We start from the raw sequence: 15,169 nt of genomic DNA on the forward strand, positions 1-15,169 counted from the left end.
ACTAGGCGCACCAGGGCGCAAATTGAACTGTCGGGCGGCTGAAAAAGGTTTACGGCGACACTATTTCAGTGGGCCACCATCAGCGCTTCCGAGCCCACGGGCCGGTAACCCGCCCGCTGAAAGGTGCGCACGCTGCGGGCGTTCCCCGGCGGCTGCTGCGCCCAGACGACCGTGTCCGGCGTCAAGTGGCGTGCTGCCAGGGCGAGTCGGCCACCGATGCCCCGGCCGCGTACCGCCTCGTCCACCTCGATCGCCGCCTCCCAGCGGCCGGCGATGCCCCGGCCGAGTATCAGGACGCCGCCGTCGGCGGACCACACCCGCACGTCGTGGCGGAACTTCATGGCCCGGGCCACGCGCGGGTGATCCGGGTCCTGGATTTCGAGCAGGTCGATGTCCGGGGCGCCCGGCAGGGCGTGCGCGCACGTCAGCAGGTCGATGGTGTCGTTCATCCGGCGGCCCGTGCGCTGCATCAGGGCCATCAGGAACGCCGGATTCATCGAAGCCGCCAGCGGGTCGCAGCGGGTCGCGGCCAGCGTGGACCGTACCCACTCGGGGTCCTCGTCCGTGAAGATCACCGAGTGGGCGGTAAAGGCCAGCACTCCGGCGTCCCGGCGGTTCGGCTGCGGGATCACGGTCGTGGAGCCGTCCGGCGCCGGGAAGTCGCCGTGCGCCGCCGCTGCCAGGATCGCTGCCAGTGCGCTGTCCGTAGCGTCAGTCATGTCTGCCATGCAGAGATCCAAGCATCCCAACGCGGGCGCGTACCAGGCACGATGGCCGGGCCGATAATCTGTTCGCGTACTGACAGCATCAGAAGGGGTGGATCCAGTGGCGGACATCGAGTCGGCGCGCAAGGCTTTCGCACGGTACGACGTCAACGGGGACGGGCTGATCTCTGCGGCCGAGTACAAGAGCGTCATGGCGCAGCTTGGTGACCCCTACGTCACCGAGACGGTGGCCCAGGCCGTGATCAACTCCCACGACAGCAACGGCGACGGCAAGCTCACCTTCGACGAGTTCTGGGCGATCCAGAACAAGGGCTGACACCCCCAGGGCTGACGCTCTCGTCGCCTCCCGAGACCCTGCGGGTCCGGAACTCACCCGGCGGTGGTGGGCTCCGGACCCGTTCGCGTACTCGCCCTGCTCGCGGCCATGTCCGCGAGCTCCGCCTGCGCCGCTTCGAGCCAGCCGATCCGGAACTTCTCCAGATCGATCCCGGCGCGCAGGACGAGATGGCGCAAACGGTCGCTCTCACTGTCCCTGCCGGCGCCGAAGTCGCGCTCCTCGATCGCGGTGTACTCCGCCAACTGCGCCCGGTGCAGCGCCAGATGGCGGCGTACCTCCTCCTCAAGTCCTCGCGCGCCCACCACGCCCGCCGCGCGCAGGCGCAGTGCGAGTGCGTCACGGACGGGCTTGGGGTCCTCGCTCCTCGCCACCCACTCGGCCAGCTCGGCGCGGCCCGCGGGCAGTACCTCGTACTCCTTCTTCTGGCCCCGGGTGGGCTGCTGCTGGGGCAGGGCCCGGATGGCACCGGACTGCTCCAGCTTGCCCAGCTCGCGGTAGATCTGCTGATGCGTGGACGGCCAGAAGTAGCCGATGGACTTGTCGAACCTGCGGGTCAGTTCCAGCCCCGACGACGGCTTTTCGAGCAGGGCGGTGAGGATCGCGTACGGGAGGGACATGACCGCATCCTAGGTAGTCACAATGCCGCCGCGAGTTCCGTTCCCTGCCGGATCGCGCGCTTGGCGTCCAGTTCGGCGGCGACATCGGCGCCGCCGATCAGGTGCACCGGCTGCCCGGCGGCGACCAGCGCGTCGTACAGCTCGCGGCGCGGCTCCTGCCCGGTGCACAGGACGACCGTGTCGACGGGGATGAGCTGCTGCTCGCCGTCGACCGTGACATGCAGCCCCGCGTCGTCGATACGGTCGTACGCCGCGCCCGCGACCGTGGTGACGCCCCGGTGCTTGAGCTCGGTGCGGTGGATCCAGCCGGTGGTCTTGCCGAGGCCGGCGCCGACCTTGGTGGCCTTGCGCTGGAGCAGGTGGACGGTGCGCGGCGGCGCGGAGCGGTCGGGCTTGCGGAGGCCGCCGGGGGAGCGGTAGTCGGTGTCGACGCCCCACTGCCGGAAGTACACCTCGGGGTTCTGGCTCGCACCCTCGCCCTCGTCGGTCAGGAACTCCGCGACGTCGAAGCCGATACCGCCCGCGCCGATGATCGCGACGCGCTTGCCGACGGGTGCGCCGTCGCGCAGGACGTCGAGGTAGCTGAGCACGCTGGGGTGGTCGATGCCGGGGATGTCGGGGGTGCGCGGGGTGACTCCAGTGGCCAGCACGATCTCGTCGTACCCGCCCGCCGAGAGGTCGTCGGCCGTGACCGGGGTGTTCAGCCGGACGTCCACGCCGTGCGCTTCGAGCTGCGTACGGAAGTAGCGGATCGTCTCGTCGAACTCCTCCTTGCCGGGGATCCGGCGGGCCACATTGAGCTGACCGCCGATAGCGTCGGCGGCGTCGAAGAGCGTGACCTCGTGCCCGCGCCCGGCGGCCGAGACGGCGAAGGCGAGCCCGGCCGGGCCCGCACCGACCACGGCGATGCGACGACGGAGACGTGTCGGGGAAAGGACCAGCTCGGTCTCGTGGCAGGCGCGCGGGTTCACCAGGCAGGAGGTGATCTTGCCGCTGAAGGTGTGGTCCAGGCAGGCCTGGTTGCAGCCGATGCAAGTGTTGATCGTGTCGCTCCGGCCCGCCTGCGTCTTGGCGACGAAGTCCGGGTCGGCGAGGAACGGCCGGGCCATCGACACCATGTCCGCGCGGCCCTCGGCGAGCAATTGCTCGGCGACCTCGGGGGTGTTGATGCGGTTGCTGGTGATCAGCGGCACGGATACCGAGCCCATGACCTTCTTGGTCACCCAGCTGTACGCGCCGCGCGGCACCGACGTCGCGATGGTGGGGATGCGGGCCTCGTGCCAGCCGATGCCGGTGTTGATGATCGTCGCGCCGGCCGCCTCGATCTCCTTGGCGAGCGAGACGACCTCCTCCAGCGACGATCCGCCCGGGACCAGGTCGAGCATCGAGAGCCGGTAGATCAGGATGAAGTCGGGGCCGACCCGCTCGCGCACCCGGCGGACGATCTCCAGCGGGAAGCGGGTGCGGTTCTCGTACGTGCCGCCCCACCGGTCCTCGCGGTGGTTGGTCGCGCTCGCGATGAACTCATTGATGAGGTAGCCCTCGGAGCCCATGATCTCCACGCCGTCGTACCCGGCGAGCTTCGCGAGACCCGCTGCCCGTACGAAGTCCTCGACGGTCTGCTCGACCTGCGCGTCGGTGAGGGCGTTGGGCACGAAGGGGCTGATCGGCGCCTGGATCGCGCTGGGTGCGACCAGGTCCTTGTGGTACGCGTACCGGCCGAAGTGCAGGATCTGCATCGCGATCCGACCGCCCGCCGCGTGCACGGCGTCGGTGACGGTGCGGTGCTGCGCGGCCTCCGCCTCGGTGGTGAGCTTGGCCCCGCCCTCGTACGGTCGGCCCTCGTCGTTGGGGGCGATGCCGCCGGTGACGATGAGGCCCACGCCGCCGCGGGCGCGCTCGGCGTAGAACGCGGCCATGCGCTCGAAGCCGCGCTCGGCCTCTTCGAGCCCGACGTGCATCGATCCCATCAGCACGCGGTTGGGGAGGGTCGTGAAGCCGAGGTCGAGGGGGCTCAGCAGATGGGGGTACGCACTCTTCGGGCTCATGGAGGCATTTCTAGACCACCGGAGAGACCTTGTGCAACAAGTTGCATAATGGAGAGAGGGGCATCACAGCGGCCGTGTCCCCGCGGCGTCACAGTGCGCTGTAGACGGCCTCGACCAGCGCCATCTTGCGCGGGTCGTCGGCGATGTTCGGCCCCATGCGGTTCATGACGTATCCCATGCTGATGTCCGCCTCCGGGTCCGCGAGCCCGCAGGAGCCGCCGTACCCGTCGTGGCCGAAGGCGCGCGGGTTGGGGCCGTACGAGCCGTTCGGCCCGCTCAGCCACAGGCCGAGCCCGAGCTCCGTGTCGTGGCCGAAGCCCACGCCCAGCACCAGGTCGCGGCAGCTGCCCTGGCCCTCCCGGATCCGCTCGGTGGCCTCGGGGGACAGGACGCGGTGCTCGCCGGAGCGGCCCTGGCGGGCGAAGATCCCGTACAGGGCGGCGACGGCGCGGGCGGTGCCGTGGCCGTTGGCGGCGGGGATCTGGGCGGCCCGCCAGGCAGGGGTGTTGGCCTCGGTGACGCCGGGGCCCGGGTTGAGGAGCGAGGCGAGCGCGAGCGGGGTCAGCTGGGCGAAGAGCGCCGCCTGTTCGCTGGTGGGCGTGGTCGGCGGATGCACCAGTTCGGCGGCCCGCCCCGCGTCCTTCTCCGGCAGCCCGATGGTGAAGTCGATGCCCAGCGGTCCGGTGACCTCCTGGTGGAGGAACTCGCCGGGGAGCAGACCCGTGATGCGCCGGACCACCTCGCCGACCAGGAAGCCGTACGTGATCGTGTGATAGCCGGACTGCGTGCCCGGCTCCCACCAGGGCTCGGTCGCCGCCAGCCGCGCGCAGGTCAGCTCCCAGTCGTACAGCTCGGCAAGGGTATGTGGCTCGCGCAGTCCGGCCAGGCCCGCGCGGTGCGAGAGGAGGTGGCGTACGAGAATGGCCGCCTTGCCGGCTTCGGCGAATTCCGGCCAGTACGCCGCGACCGGGGCGTCGAGGTCGAGCAGGCCCCGGTCGGCGAGCAGATGCGCGCACAGCGCCGTCGGCCCCTTGGTCGTCGACCAGACATTGACCAGGGTTTCCCGCTCCCACGGGCGGCTGCGGGCGTCGTCGGCCCAGCCGCCCCACAGGTCGACCACGGTCTCCCCGCCGGCCAGCACGGTCACGGCCGCGCCCAGTTCGCCGCGCTGTCGGAAGTTCTCCTCGAAGGCGGCGCGGACCGCGGAGAACCGGTCGTCGCAGTGGCCGTGGATCACGGGGTCCTCCAGGCGGCAGCAGTCGGTACGGTTGCCAGGAACGTACCGACTGGTCGGACTGGACGGAAGACGCCATGCACGGCCAACCGGGCTGTCCGTGCCGGAAATCCGGCACGGACAGCTCAGCGGCGTATCAAACGGCTTCTCGGACGGCTACTGAGACGGTTTCTCAGATGTTGACGCCGAAGTCCGTCGCGATGCCGCGCAGGCCAGAGGCATAGCCCTGGCCGACAGCGCGGAACTTCCACTCCGGGCCGTTGCGGTAGAGCTCGCCGAAGACCATGGCCGTCTCGGTCGAGGCGTCCTCGGAGAGGTCGTACCGCGCGAGCTCGTTGCTGTCCGCCTGGTTGATCACGCGGATGAAGGCGTTGCGGACCTGGCCGAAGCTCTGGCCGCGGCTGTCACCCTCGTGGATCGAGACCGGGAAGACGATCTTGTCGACCTCGGCGGGCACCGTCGAGAGGCTGACCTTGATCTGCTCGTCGTCACCCTCGCCCGCACCGGTGAGGTTGTCACCGGTGTGCTCGACCGACCCGTCGGGGCTCTTGAGGTTGTTGAAGAAAACGAAGTGCTGGTCGGACACGACCTTGCTGTTGACATCGAGCAGCAGGGCGCTGGCATCGAGGTCGAAGTCGGTCCCGGTCGTGCTGCGTACGTCCCAGCCGAGGCCCACCGTGACGGCGGTCAGGCCGGGGGCCTCCTTGGAGAGCGAGACGTTGCCGCCCTTGGAGAGACTGACACCCATGAAGATCCCTGCTCAATCCGGCGCGGGCCGCGCCCTTTGACATCTCTTTGCCCAACCCGCCAACGGTTGCGCGGCCTGCTCAGTTCCCGGGAATCGTCCGAATGGCCCCATTGGGCTTCCCCCTGTGACTTCCCGCGCGGACGGGACGCTCAGGTGACGACCGGGATGAACAGCTCCGGGCGGTCCCACATCACGGCGGGCGGATGGGCGGGCACGGTCCCCGTCCGCTCCGCGCCGACGCTGCGGTAGAAGCCCTCGGCGGGCGGGTGCGAGACCACGCGCACGCCGGTCAGCCCGGCTGCCGCCGCCTCGCCCAGCATGTGCTCGACGAGGAGGCGGCCGATGCCGAGGCCCTGGGCGGAGTCGGCGACGAACAGCAGGTCGAGCTCCGGCGGGTCGAGCACCAGGGCGTAGAAGCCGAGCAGCCGGCCGTCCTGGCCCACGGCCGCGAAGACCCGGTGTGTCTCGATGTAGTCGGGACCCACGCGGTAGGCCGCGACCATCGGGGCGTACGGGCCCTCGTACGCACGGGAGTTACGCACGAGCTTGGTGAGCCGCTTCGCGTCCCGGGCGGTCGCCCGCCGGATCAGCGTCTCCGTAATGCGCGCAGTCATGCAGCGAGTATTACTCAGGTGTGTGGGGGCTGCCAGCGGGCCTGGTTCCGACGACGACGGTCGCGTACAGCTCGTCGGAGGCGACCACCCGCGGGATCAGGCCGTTCCCGGCGAACGTTTCGACGGTCACCGGCGCCTGGCGCTCGCTCGTCTCGACCAGCAGGTGCCCGCCCGGCGCCAGCCACTGCGACGCCGCCGCGGCCACCCGCCGCTGCACGTCCAGCCCGTCCGTGCCGCCGTCGAGTGCCACCCGCGCCTCGTGGATGCGGGCCTCCGCGGGCAGCAGGCCGATCTCCTCGGTGGGAACGTACGGCGTATTCGCGAGGAGTACGTCGACGCGGCCCCGCAGCGCGGTGGGCAGCGGCTCGTAGAGGTCGCCCTCGTACACCTGGCCGCCGACGGCGCCGACATTGCGGCGGGCGCACCGCACCGCTGCCGGGTCGATGTCGGCGGCGTGCAGCTCGGCCCCTTCCACAGCCGTGGCGAGCGCGGCCCCCAAGGCGCCCGAGCCGCAGCACAGGTCGACGACGACAGCTCCGGGACGGGCGAGGGCGGCCGCTTCGGCGACGAGGAACTCGGTGCGGCGGCGGGGCACGAACACCCCGGCGTCCACGGCGATCCGCAGGCCGTAGAACTCGGCCCAGCCGATGACGTGCTCAAGCGGCAGGCCGACGACACGGCGCTCCACCATGGAGGCGAGGGCGTCCGGGCTCTGAGCTGCGGAGATGAGCAAATCCGCCTCGTCCTCGGCGAATACACAGCCGGCGGCCCTGAGCCTGGTGACGACAGCGGACGGAGACAGAGCAGACGAAAGAGAAGAACACAAAGAACGAGATGACGGTGAGACTGACACGGGAGCCTTTCGGGACACCTGTGGGGCTCCCTCGGTCACCTACGTCCAGTGGACCGCACGGCCGTGAAGGGGGAGCACCCGACCTGATACAGCGGTAATCGGTCCCACCTCCTCCGGTTGGCGTCCCCTGCTGAGGACGACCGCAACATTACATGATCATGATGATCGAAAGTTAGGGATGCGGCTGCTCTTTGTGCACTGCGCCGTTCAACAAGCCGCTTCTACGGTCCTTCCATGCTCTCGACCACCGCCGTGTCTACGGCCACCACCAGCTCGTACGTCACTTCCATCGCAGACTCCCAGGAGCAGATACGGGCCGCACAGCGGCTCCGCCACCTGGTCTTCGGCGAGGAGATGGGCGCCACCCTCGACTCGCCCCTGCCCGGTCACGACATCGACGCCTACGACGACCTCGTGGACCACCTGATCGTCACCGACACCACGACCGGCGACGTGGTCGGCACCTACCGGCTGCTCCCCCCGGGGCGGGCCGAAAAGTCCTACTCCGACAGCGAATTCGACCTGCGGTCACTCGACGGGCTCCGGCCGTCCATGATCGAGGCGGGGCGTTCCTGCGTACACCCGGACCACCGCTCGGGCGCGGTGATCAACCTCATGTGGTCCGCGCTCGCCCGCTACGTCCTGCTCTCCGGCCACCGCTACCTGGCCGGCTGCGCCTCCGTACCCCTGTCCGACGGCGGCAGGGCGGCCTCCAGTGCCTGGCTCCTCGGTACGTCCAAGCACGCATCGCCGCCCGAGCTGCGGGTGCACCCGCGCAGGCCCTGGATGCCCGCCGAGCTGACGGCGGAACGCCCCAGTTACGCCGACCTGCCTCCGCTGCTGCGCGGCTACCTCCGGCTCGGCGCGTGGATGTGCGGTGCGCCCACCCACGACCCGGAATTCGACGTCGCCGACTTCTTCGTACTCCTGGACATGGACCGGCTCGGCGACCGCTACCGCCGCTACTTTCTCGGGGAGACGCCGGGGGAGAAGCCCGGAGGGGCCCGGTGAACCCCTGGGCCGTGGACGAGGGGTGTACGCCCGTCTGCGCCACGCATGCGCTGTCGCCGGTTTCGCCGGCCGAAGCCGCGCGCCGGTGCGCCGCGCTGACGTACGTGATCGCGCGCGGCGTGTCGAAGGGGCGGCGGATCGCCGAGCCCCGGGAACTGCGTGCCCAGGCACGGGGGATGCTCGACGGGCTGGGCGTACGGCTGGAAACGGGGACGGGGACGGGGACGAGGGAAGGGGCAGGGGCAGGGGTCGGGGCCGGGCCGCTGAGTGTGAACGGCTCCGGCACCCTGGTCGCCGCCAACCACATCTCCTGGCTCGACGTCGTGGCCCTGCTGGCGGTGGAGCCGGTCCTGCCCTTGGCCAAGTGGGAAGTGGCCCGGTGGCCCGTCATCGGCACGCTGGCGCGGCGCGTCGGTGCGCCCTTCATCGACCGTGAGCGGATGCGACAGCTCCCGTACGCCGTAGCGGATTTGACGGCCACCTTGCGCTCGGGCCGCTCCGTTCTCGTTTTTCCTCAGGCGACGACCTGGTGCTCGGCGCCCGGCGGCCGGTTCAGGCGGGCCACTTTCCAGGCCGCGGCCGACGCTGGGGCGCCCGTACGGCCGGTCACGGTCGGCTACTACCAAAGCGGCGCCCCCAGTACCGTCGCCGCCTTCCTCGGTGACGAGGACTTCACCACCTCGCTGCGCCGGGTGGCCTCCGCACGTGACCTGACCGTACGGGTCACCGCTCACCCGGCCCTGTGGGGCTCCTCCCGGCGGCAACTGGCCGCCGGTGCACGGGCGGCCGTCTGCGCGGCGGAGCCGCCCGCCCATGTCCGGGCGCCCGTCACGCGGTACGCGTCGTCGCGCGACGCCACGCCGTCTCGCGCAGCAGGCGCAGGCCGTTGAGGCCGACGATGACGGTGGAGCCCTCGTGGCCCGCCACACCCAACGGCAGAGGCAGGTGACCCGCCAGGTCCCAGATCACCAGACCGGCGATGAACACCGAGGCGATGACCAGGTTCTGTACGACGAGCCGGCGGGCGTCGCGCGAGAGCCGGATCGCAGCCGGGACGGTGGCCAGTTCGTCGCGTACGACCACCGCGTCGGCCGTCTCCAGAGCGAGGTCGGAACCGGCGCGGCCCATGGCGATGCCGGTATGGGCCGAGGCCAGGGCGGGCGCGTCGTTGACACCGTCGCCGACCACCAGGACCTTGCGTCCGGCCCGTTGCAGCTCTTGGACGACCGCGGCCTTGTCCTGCGGAAGCAGCCCGGGGCGTACATCCGTGATGCCCACCTCGGCGGCCAGGGCCGCCGCGGCGCGCGCGTTGTCACCGGTGATCAGCAGTGGTGCGGTGCCCGTCAGTTCGGTGAGCGCACGGACCGTGGCGGCGGCGTCGGGGCGCAGCCGGTCGGCGATGCCGAGTACGCCCACGGGTACGCCGTCGCTGACGACGAGCACGGCGGTGCGCCCGGCGTCCTCCAGCTCGGCGACCAGTGCGACCAGTGCGACCGGCGCGACCGGTGATACGGCCTGCGGGCCGTCGTACCCCTCCAGCAGCCGCGCGGGGCTGCCGACCGCCACACGCGCGCCCCCGACGGTGGCGGTGACTCCGGTGCCCGGCGCGGACGCGAAGTCCCGTGCGTCGGCGAGGTGCAGGCCACGGGTACGGGCGGCGTCCACGACGGCGCGCGCGAGGGGGTGTTCGCTGGGGTGCTCGGCGGATGCGGCGAGCGCGAGCAGCGCGTCCTCGGTGAGGCCGGACGCGGGCAGCGCCCGGATGTGGGCGACGTGGGGGGTGCCCTGGGTCAGGGTGCCTGTCTTGTCCAGGGCGACGGTGTCGACCTGGCCGAGCCGGTCCATGACCACGGCGGACTTGACGAGTACGCCGTGGCGGCCCGCGTTGGCCATGGCGGACAGCAGCGGCGGCATGGTGGCGAGGACGATCGCGCACGGCGAGGCCACGATCATGAAGGTCATGGCCCGCAGCAGGCTGTCGGTGATGCCGGAGCCGAAGGCAAGGGGTACGGCGAAGACGGCGAGTGTGGCGGCGACCATGCCCACCGAGTAGCGCTGTTCGACCTTCTCGATGAACAGCTGGGTCGGCGCCTTGGTCTCGGAGGCTTCCTCGACCATGGCGACGATGCGGGCGATGACCGAGTCGGACGCGTCGCGCTCCACCCGTACCCGCAGGGCGCCGGTGCCGTTGAGCGTCCCGGCGAAGACCTCGTCGCCGCTCTCCTTCGGTACGGGCAGGGGCTCGCCGGTGATGGTGGCCTGGTCGACCTCGCTCGCGCCGTCCAGCACCCGGCCGTCGGCGCCGACGCGTTCGCCGGGGCGTACGAGGATCGTGTCGCCCACGACGAGGCTGCCGGCGGGCACCGTCTCCTCGACAGCGTCGCCGCCCTCGCCGCGCACCAGGGTCGCGGTCTCCGGCGCGAGGTCGAGCAGCCCGCGTACGGAGTCGGCCGTACGGGCGGTGGCCAGCGCCTCCAGGGCGCCGGAACCGGCGAAGATCACGATCAGCAGCGCGCCGTCCATCACCTGGCCGATCGAAGCCGCGCCCAGGGCGGCGACGATCATCAGCAGGTCGACGTCGAGGGTCTTTTCGCGCAGGGCCTGAAGCCCGGCCCAGGCCGGCTCCCAGCCGCCGCTGACGTATGCGGCGGCGTACACCGCACCCCACGCCCAGGCGGACATGCCGGACAGCTGAAGCGTCAGCGCGAGAAGGAAGAGTCCGAGGGCGGCGGCGGCCCAGCGGGCCTCGGCCAGTGCGAACACACGCGTCCGCCGCACGGGCACGGCGTCGCCGCGGCCCGCCTGTTCGGAGACGGACCGCTCGGTGAGGAGGGAAGACATGCCGGACACCATACAGGAATGAATGAATAGGTATTCATCCTTCGTCGATAGGATGGCGGCCATGGGCCACGGAGTCGACGACAAGAGCACCGCCACCACCCGCGAACGCCTCGACGCCGTGGGCATATCCGACGTCGCCGCGACCCTCCAGGCGCTCGCCACCCCCTCGCGGCTGAGGATCCTCGCCCGCCTCCAGGAAGGCCCGTGCGCGGCCGGCGAACTGGCCGAAGCCGTCGGCATGGAACAGTCCGCCTGCTCCCACCAGTTGCGCCTGCTCCGCAATCTCGGCCTGGTCGCCGGAGAGCGGCGCGGCCGCTCGATCGTCTACGCCCTGTACGACCACCACGTCGCCGAACTGCTCGACCAGGCCCTGTTCCACGTCGAGCACTTGAGGCTCGGCCTGAGCGACGCCCCCACCGGCTGACTCGCCTCGCGCTCTGACCCGCCCGGGGAGCCTGACTCGCCTCGCGCACCACGCGCGCGCACACTTGAAAACGGGTCCGTCCAGCCCGTACGGCACCAGACGGAAGGAGACTCCGCATGCATCCCGTCGCTCTCGCCGGTGCCGCAGCAGGACGTCTCGCCCACTACGCGGTGTCCGGAGTGGTGGGCGGCCTGATCATCCGATGGGCCTCCAAACGCCGCCCCGAAGCGAAACCGGTCGCGCGCAAAGCGCTCGTCGGCGGCATAGCAGGCGGAATCGTCGCCGGCCGCTGGCTGGCGTCGGCCGCCGAAGAGGCCCGGCTCAAGGCCGGGGACGTACTCGCCGAGGCCCGGACCACGCTGGGTGAAGAGTCGCCGCCGCCCTCCGCCGTCAGCGTCGACGTCCACGACCACGGACACGAGCACTGATCATGTCTGGAGGACCGGCGGGTGCGCTGACCAGGATCTCGACGTGAACGGTCCGCATCGCGGCGGGTTCGCAGGAGCGTCTCAGCACTCGATGATGTTGACCGCCAGACCGCCGCGCGCGGTCTCCTTGTACTTCACCGACATGTCCGCGCCGGTCTCCTTCATGGTCTTGATGACCTTGTCGAGGGACACCTTGTGGCTGCCGTCGCCGCGCATCGCCATCTTCGCCGCCGTGACCGCCTTGACCGCCGCCATGCCGTTGCGCTCGATGCACGGAATCTGCACGAGGCCGCCGACCGGGTCGCAGGTCAGGCCCAGGTTGTGCTCCATGCCGATCTCGGCCGCGTTCTCGACCTGCTCGGGGGTGCCGCCGAGGACCTCGGCCAGCGCGCCGGCCGCCATCGAACAGGCGGAGCCGACCTCGCCCTGGCAGCCGACCTCGGCGCCGGAGATCGAGGCGTTCTCCTTGAAGAGCATGCCGATCGCGCCCGCGGAGAGCAGGAAACGGACCACGCCCTCCTCGTCCGCGCCCGGCACGAAGTTCATGTAGTAGTGCAGAACCGCCGGGATGATGCCGGCGGCGCCGTTCGTCGGGGCTGTGACCACGCGGCCGCCCGCGGCGTTCTCCTCGTTGACCGCCATCGCGTAGAGCGTGATCCACTCCATCGAGAGGGCCAGCGGGTCACCCTCGGAGCGCAGCTTGCGCGCGGTGTTCGCGGCCCGGCGGCGCACCTTCAGGCCGCCCGGCAGGATGCCCTCCTGGGACATGCCGCGCGCGACGCAGTCCTGCATGGCCCGCCAGATCTCCAGGAGCCCCTCGCGGATCTCGGTCTCGGTACGCCAGGCCTTCTCGTTCTCCAGCATCAGCGCGGAGATCGACAGACCGGTCTCCTTGGCCAGGCGGAGCAGCTCGTCGCCGGTGCGGAAGGGGTACTTCAGTATGGTGTCGTCGAGCTTGATCCGGTCCTCGCCGACCGCGTCCTCGTCCACGACGAAGCCGCCGCCCACCGAGTAGTACGTCTTCTCCAGCAGAGGTGCGCCCTCGGCGTCGTACGCCCACAGGGTCATGCCGTTCGCGTGGTACGGCAGGGCCTTGCGGCGGTGCAGGACCAGGTCCTTGTCGAAGTCGAAGCCGATCTCGTGCACGCCCAGCAGATTGATGCGCTTGTCCGCCTTGATGCGCTCGACCTGCTCGTCGGCGGTCTCGACGTCGACCGTGCGCGGGGAGTTCCCCTCCAGGCCGAGCAGTACGGCCTTCGGGGTGCCGTGGCCGTGACCGGTCGCACCGAGCGAGCCGAAGAGCTCTGCGCGTATCGCGGCGGTGTGGGCGATCAGGCCGTCGTTCTTGAGCCGGCGGGCGAACAGCCGGGCGGCGCGCATGGGGCCGACCGTATGGGAGCTGGACGGGCCGATGCCGATCGAGAACAGGTCGAAGACCGAGATGGCCACGGGGGTACTCCTAAGGGGTTGGTAGACGCCGCTGTCTGCCGGGGTGGTGCAGATGATCAATGGCGGTGCACAAGGTGCGGGGCACCGCACTCACTGTCCAGTGTGCGCGGTGCCCCGATATTGAGTCTGTTGCGTACGGAACTACTTCAGACCAGGGTAAAGCGGGTGCTTGTCGGCGAGCGCCGTGACGCGGGCCGCCAGGGCGTCGGCGTCGTACGACGGCTTCAGGGCCTCGGCGATGATGTCCGCGACCTCGGTGAAGTCCTCGGCCTGGAAACCGCGGGTGGCAAGGGCCGGCGTACCGATCCGCAGACCCGAGGTGACCATCGGAGGCCGGGGGTCGTTCGGGATGGCGTTGCGGTTGACCGTGATGCCGAGCCCGTGGAGACGGTCCTCGGCCTGCTGGCCGTCGAGCTCGGAGTTCCGCAGGTCGACGAGGACCAGGTGGACGTCCGTGCCGCCGGTGAGGACGGACACGCCGTGCTCGGTGACGTCGGGCTGCACCAGGCGCTCGGCCAGAATGCGGGCGCCGTCCAGGGTGCGCTGCTGGCGCTCCTTGAACTCCTCCGACGCCGCCACCTTGAAGGAGACGGCCTTCGCGGCGATGACGTGCTCCAGCGGGCCGCCCTGCTGACCGGGGAAGACCGCCGAGTTGATCTTCTTGGCGAGCTCCTGCGTGGACAGGATCACACCGCCGCGCGGACCGCCGAGGGTCTTGTGCGTGGTGGTCGTGACGACGTGGGCGTGCGGCACCGGGTTGGGGTGCAGGCCCGCGGCGACCAGACCGGCGAAGTGTGCCATGTCGACCATGAGGTACGCGCCGACCTCGTCCGCGATGCGGCGGAAGGCGGCGAAGTCCAGCTGACGCGGGTACGCCGACCAGCCGGCCACGATCAGCTTCGGCTTCGACTCCTTGGCGAGGCGCTCGACCTCGGCCATGTCGACCTCGCCGGTGGTGTCGTCGACGTGGTACGCGACCACGTTGTAGAGCTTGCCGGAGAAGTTGATCTTCATGCCGTGGGTCAGGTGCCCGCCGTGGGCGAGGTTCAGACCCATGATCGTGTCGCCGGGCTTGATCAGCGCGAACATCGCGGCCGCGTTGGCCTGGGCGCCCGAGTGCGGCTGTACGTTCGCGTGCTCGGCGCCGAAGAGCGCCTTGATGCGGTCGATGGCGATCTGCTCGACGACATCGACGTGCTCGCAGCCGCCGTAGTAACGGCGGCCCGGGTAGCCCTCGGCGTACTTGTTGGTAAGGACGGAGCCCTGGGCCTCCATGACGGCGACCGGAGCGAAGTTCTCCGAGGCGATCATTTCGAGGGTGGACTGCTGGCGGTGCAGCTCGGCGTCGACGGCGGCGGCGACGTCCGGGTCGAGCTCATGCAGGGGAGTGTTGAGAAGCGTCATCACGGTCCCGATCGAGGTCTCAGTTGCCGGAGGTGAGGGCGATGTACTCGTCGGAGGAGAGCAGGTCGGCCGGCTCCTCCGCGACGCGTACCTTGAACAGCCAGCCGCCCTCGAACGGGGCGGAGTTCACCAGCGACGGGTCGTCCACGACGTCCTGGTTGGACTCGACGACCTCGCCGGAGACGGGCGAGTACAGGTCGCTGACCGACTTGGTCGACTCCAGTTCGCCGCAGGTCTCGCCCGCGGTCACCGTGTCGCCGACCTCCGGGAGCTGGGCGTAGACGACGTCACCGAGCGCGTTGGCCGCGAACTCCGTGATGCCGACCGTCGCGACGCCGTCCTCGGCGGTCGACAGCCACTCGTGCTCCTTGCTGTAACGCAGCTGCTGGGGGTTGCTCATGACCTGAATTCTCCTGTACGCGGGGGAGTGCTGGTG

16 protein-coding genes are annotated in these 15,169 nt (G+C 70.4%); 5 read left to right on the plus strand and 11 right to left on the minus strand.

What is annotated here, in order from left to right; all coding sequences use genetic code 11:
* Positions 1-65: 65 nt before the first annotated feature.
* On the minus strand, positions 66-728 hold the full coding sequence (locus tag PXH83_RS21895) for an N-acetyltransferase (protein ID WP_420803200.1): 663 nt from the start codon (positions 726-728) through the stop codon (positions 66-68).
* Positions 729-825: 97 nt separating this feature from the next.
* On the opposite strand from PXH83_RS21895, the gene PXH83_RS21900 reads away from it, so the two are divergent.
* Positions 826-1,041 carry an EF-hand domain-containing protein gene (locus PXH83_RS21900; RefSeq protein WP_214927354.1) on the plus strand — a complete coding sequence of 72 codons (216 nt, stop codon included), beginning with the start codon at positions 826-828 and terminating at the stop codon, positions 1,039-1,041.
* Positions 1,042-1,094: 53 nt separating this feature from the next.
* Here the strand turns inward: PXH83_RS21900 and PXH83_RS21905 are convergent, their stop codons facing one another.
* From PXH83_RS21905 to PXH83_RS21930, 6 genes are all read right to left on the minus strand, one after another.
* A complete protein-coding gene (locus PXH83_RS21905; RefSeq protein ID WP_274562183.1) occupies positions 1,095-1,679 on the minus strand; it encodes a PadR family transcriptional regulator in 585 nt (194 codons plus the stop codon).
* A 17-nt stretch (positions 1,680-1,696) separates the two neighbouring features.
* On the minus strand, positions 1,697-3,727 hold the full coding sequence (locus tag PXH83_RS21910; protein ID WP_274562185.1) for an NADPH-dependent 2,4-dienoyl-CoA reductase: 2,031 nt from the start codon (positions 3,725-3,727) through the stop codon (positions 1,697-1,699).
* Positions 3,728-3,815: 88 nt separating this feature from the next.
* Positions 3,816-4,964 (minus strand): serine hydrolase domain-containing protein, encoded by a 1,149-nt coding sequence (locus PXH83_RS21915; protein WP_274562186.1) that lies wholly within the window; start codon positions 4,962-4,964, stop codon positions 3,816-3,818.
* A gap of 169 nt (positions 4,965-5,133) precedes the next feature.
* Positions 5,134-5,709: a TerD family protein gene (locus PXH83_RS21920; protein ID WP_214927370.1), complete on the minus strand. Its 576-nt coding sequence runs from the start codon at positions 5,707-5,709 to the stop codon at positions 5,134-5,136.
* 149 nt (positions 5,710-5,858) lie between these two features.
* Complete coding sequence (locus PXH83_RS21925) at positions 5,859-6,323, minus strand: GNAT family N-acetyltransferase (RefSeq protein ID WP_274562187.1); 465 nt, start codon at positions 6,321-6,323, stop codon at positions 5,859-5,861.
* 10 nt (positions 6,324-6,333) lie between these two features.
* The gene (locus PXH83_RS21930; RefSeq protein WP_274562189.1) at positions 6,334-7,149 is read right to left on the minus strand and encodes a putative protein N(5)-glutamine methyltransferase; all 816 of its coding nucleotides are present in this window, start codon (positions 7,147-7,149) and stop codon (positions 6,334-6,336) included.
* Between the two features lie 261 nt (positions 7,150-7,410).
* Here PXH83_RS21930 and PXH83_RS21935 point away from each other — a divergent pair, with 261 nt between their 5' ends.
* Together PXH83_RS21935 and PXH83_RS21940 are read left to right on the plus strand one after the other, a co-directional pair.
* Positions 7,411-8,187 (plus strand): GNAT family N-acetyltransferase, encoded by a 777-nt coding sequence (locus PXH83_RS21935; RefSeq protein WP_274562190.1) that lies wholly within the window; start codon positions 7,411-7,413, stop codon positions 8,185-8,187.
* Complete coding sequence (locus PXH83_RS21940; protein ID WP_274562191.1) at positions 8,184-9,077, plus strand: lysophospholipid acyltransferase family protein; 894 nt, start codon at positions 8,184-8,186, stop codon at positions 9,075-9,077. Before PXH83_RS21935 ends, PXH83_RS21940 begins: the two co-directional genes overlap by 4 nt.
* On the opposite strand, the gene PXH83_RS21945 is transcribed toward PXH83_RS21940, so the two are convergent.
* Positions 9,016-11,028 carry a heavy metal translocating P-type ATPase gene (locus tag PXH83_RS21945; protein WP_274562193.1) on the minus strand — a complete coding sequence of 671 codons (2,013 nt, stop codon included), beginning with the start codon at positions 11,026-11,028 and terminating at the stop codon, positions 9,016-9,018. The two genes, PXH83_RS21940 and PXH83_RS21945, sit on opposite strands and share 62 nt — an antisense overlap.
* A 61-nt stretch (positions 11,029-11,089) precedes the next feature.
* On the opposite strand from PXH83_RS21945, the gene PXH83_RS21950 reads away from it, so the two are divergent.
* Complete coding sequence (locus PXH83_RS21950) at positions 11,090-11,452, plus strand: ArsR/SmtB family transcription factor (protein ID WP_274562195.1); 363 nt, start codon at positions 11,090-11,092, stop codon at positions 11,450-11,452.
* Positions 11,453-11,568: 116 nt separating this feature from the next.
* Positions 11,569-11,880, plus strand: coding sequence for a DUF1490 family protein (locus PXH83_RS21955; protein WP_274562196.1), 312 nt, complete (start codon positions 11,569-11,571; stop codon positions 11,878-11,880).
* A gap of 81 nt (positions 11,881-11,961) precedes the next feature.
* Here the strand turns inward: PXH83_RS21955 and PXH83_RS21960 are convergent, their stop codons facing one another.
* The 3 genes from PXH83_RS21960 to gcvH all read right to left on the minus strand — a co-directional run bounded on the left by PXH83_RS21960 (position 11,962) and on the right by gcvH (position 15,133).
* Entirely contained in the window at positions 11,962-13,329 is a 1,368-nt protein-coding gene (locus PXH83_RS21960) for an L-serine ammonia-lyase (protein ID WP_274562197.1), read from the minus strand.
* A gap of 141 nt (positions 13,330-13,470) precedes the next feature.
* Positions 13,471-14,733: a serine hydroxymethyltransferase gene (gene glyA / locus PXH83_RS21965; RefSeq protein ID WP_274562955.1), complete on the minus strand. Its 1,263-nt coding sequence runs from the start codon at positions 14,731-14,733 to the stop codon at positions 13,471-13,473.
* A 19-nt stretch (positions 14,734-14,752) separates the two neighbouring features.
* The gene (gene gcvH, locus PXH83_RS21970) at positions 14,753-15,133 is read right to left on the minus strand and encodes a glycine cleavage system protein GcvH (RefSeq protein WP_214927395.1); all 381 of its coding nucleotides are present in this window, start codon (positions 15,131-15,133) and stop codon (positions 14,753-14,755) included.
* Positions 15,134-15,169: the final 36 nt, after the last annotated feature.

Origin of the sequence: Streptomyces spiramyceticus, assembly GCF_028807635.1 — a bacterium.
In the GTDB taxonomy this organism is placed as follows: Bacteria; Actinomycetota; Actinomycetes; order Streptomycetales; family Streptomycetaceae; genus Streptomyces; species Streptomyces spiramyceticus.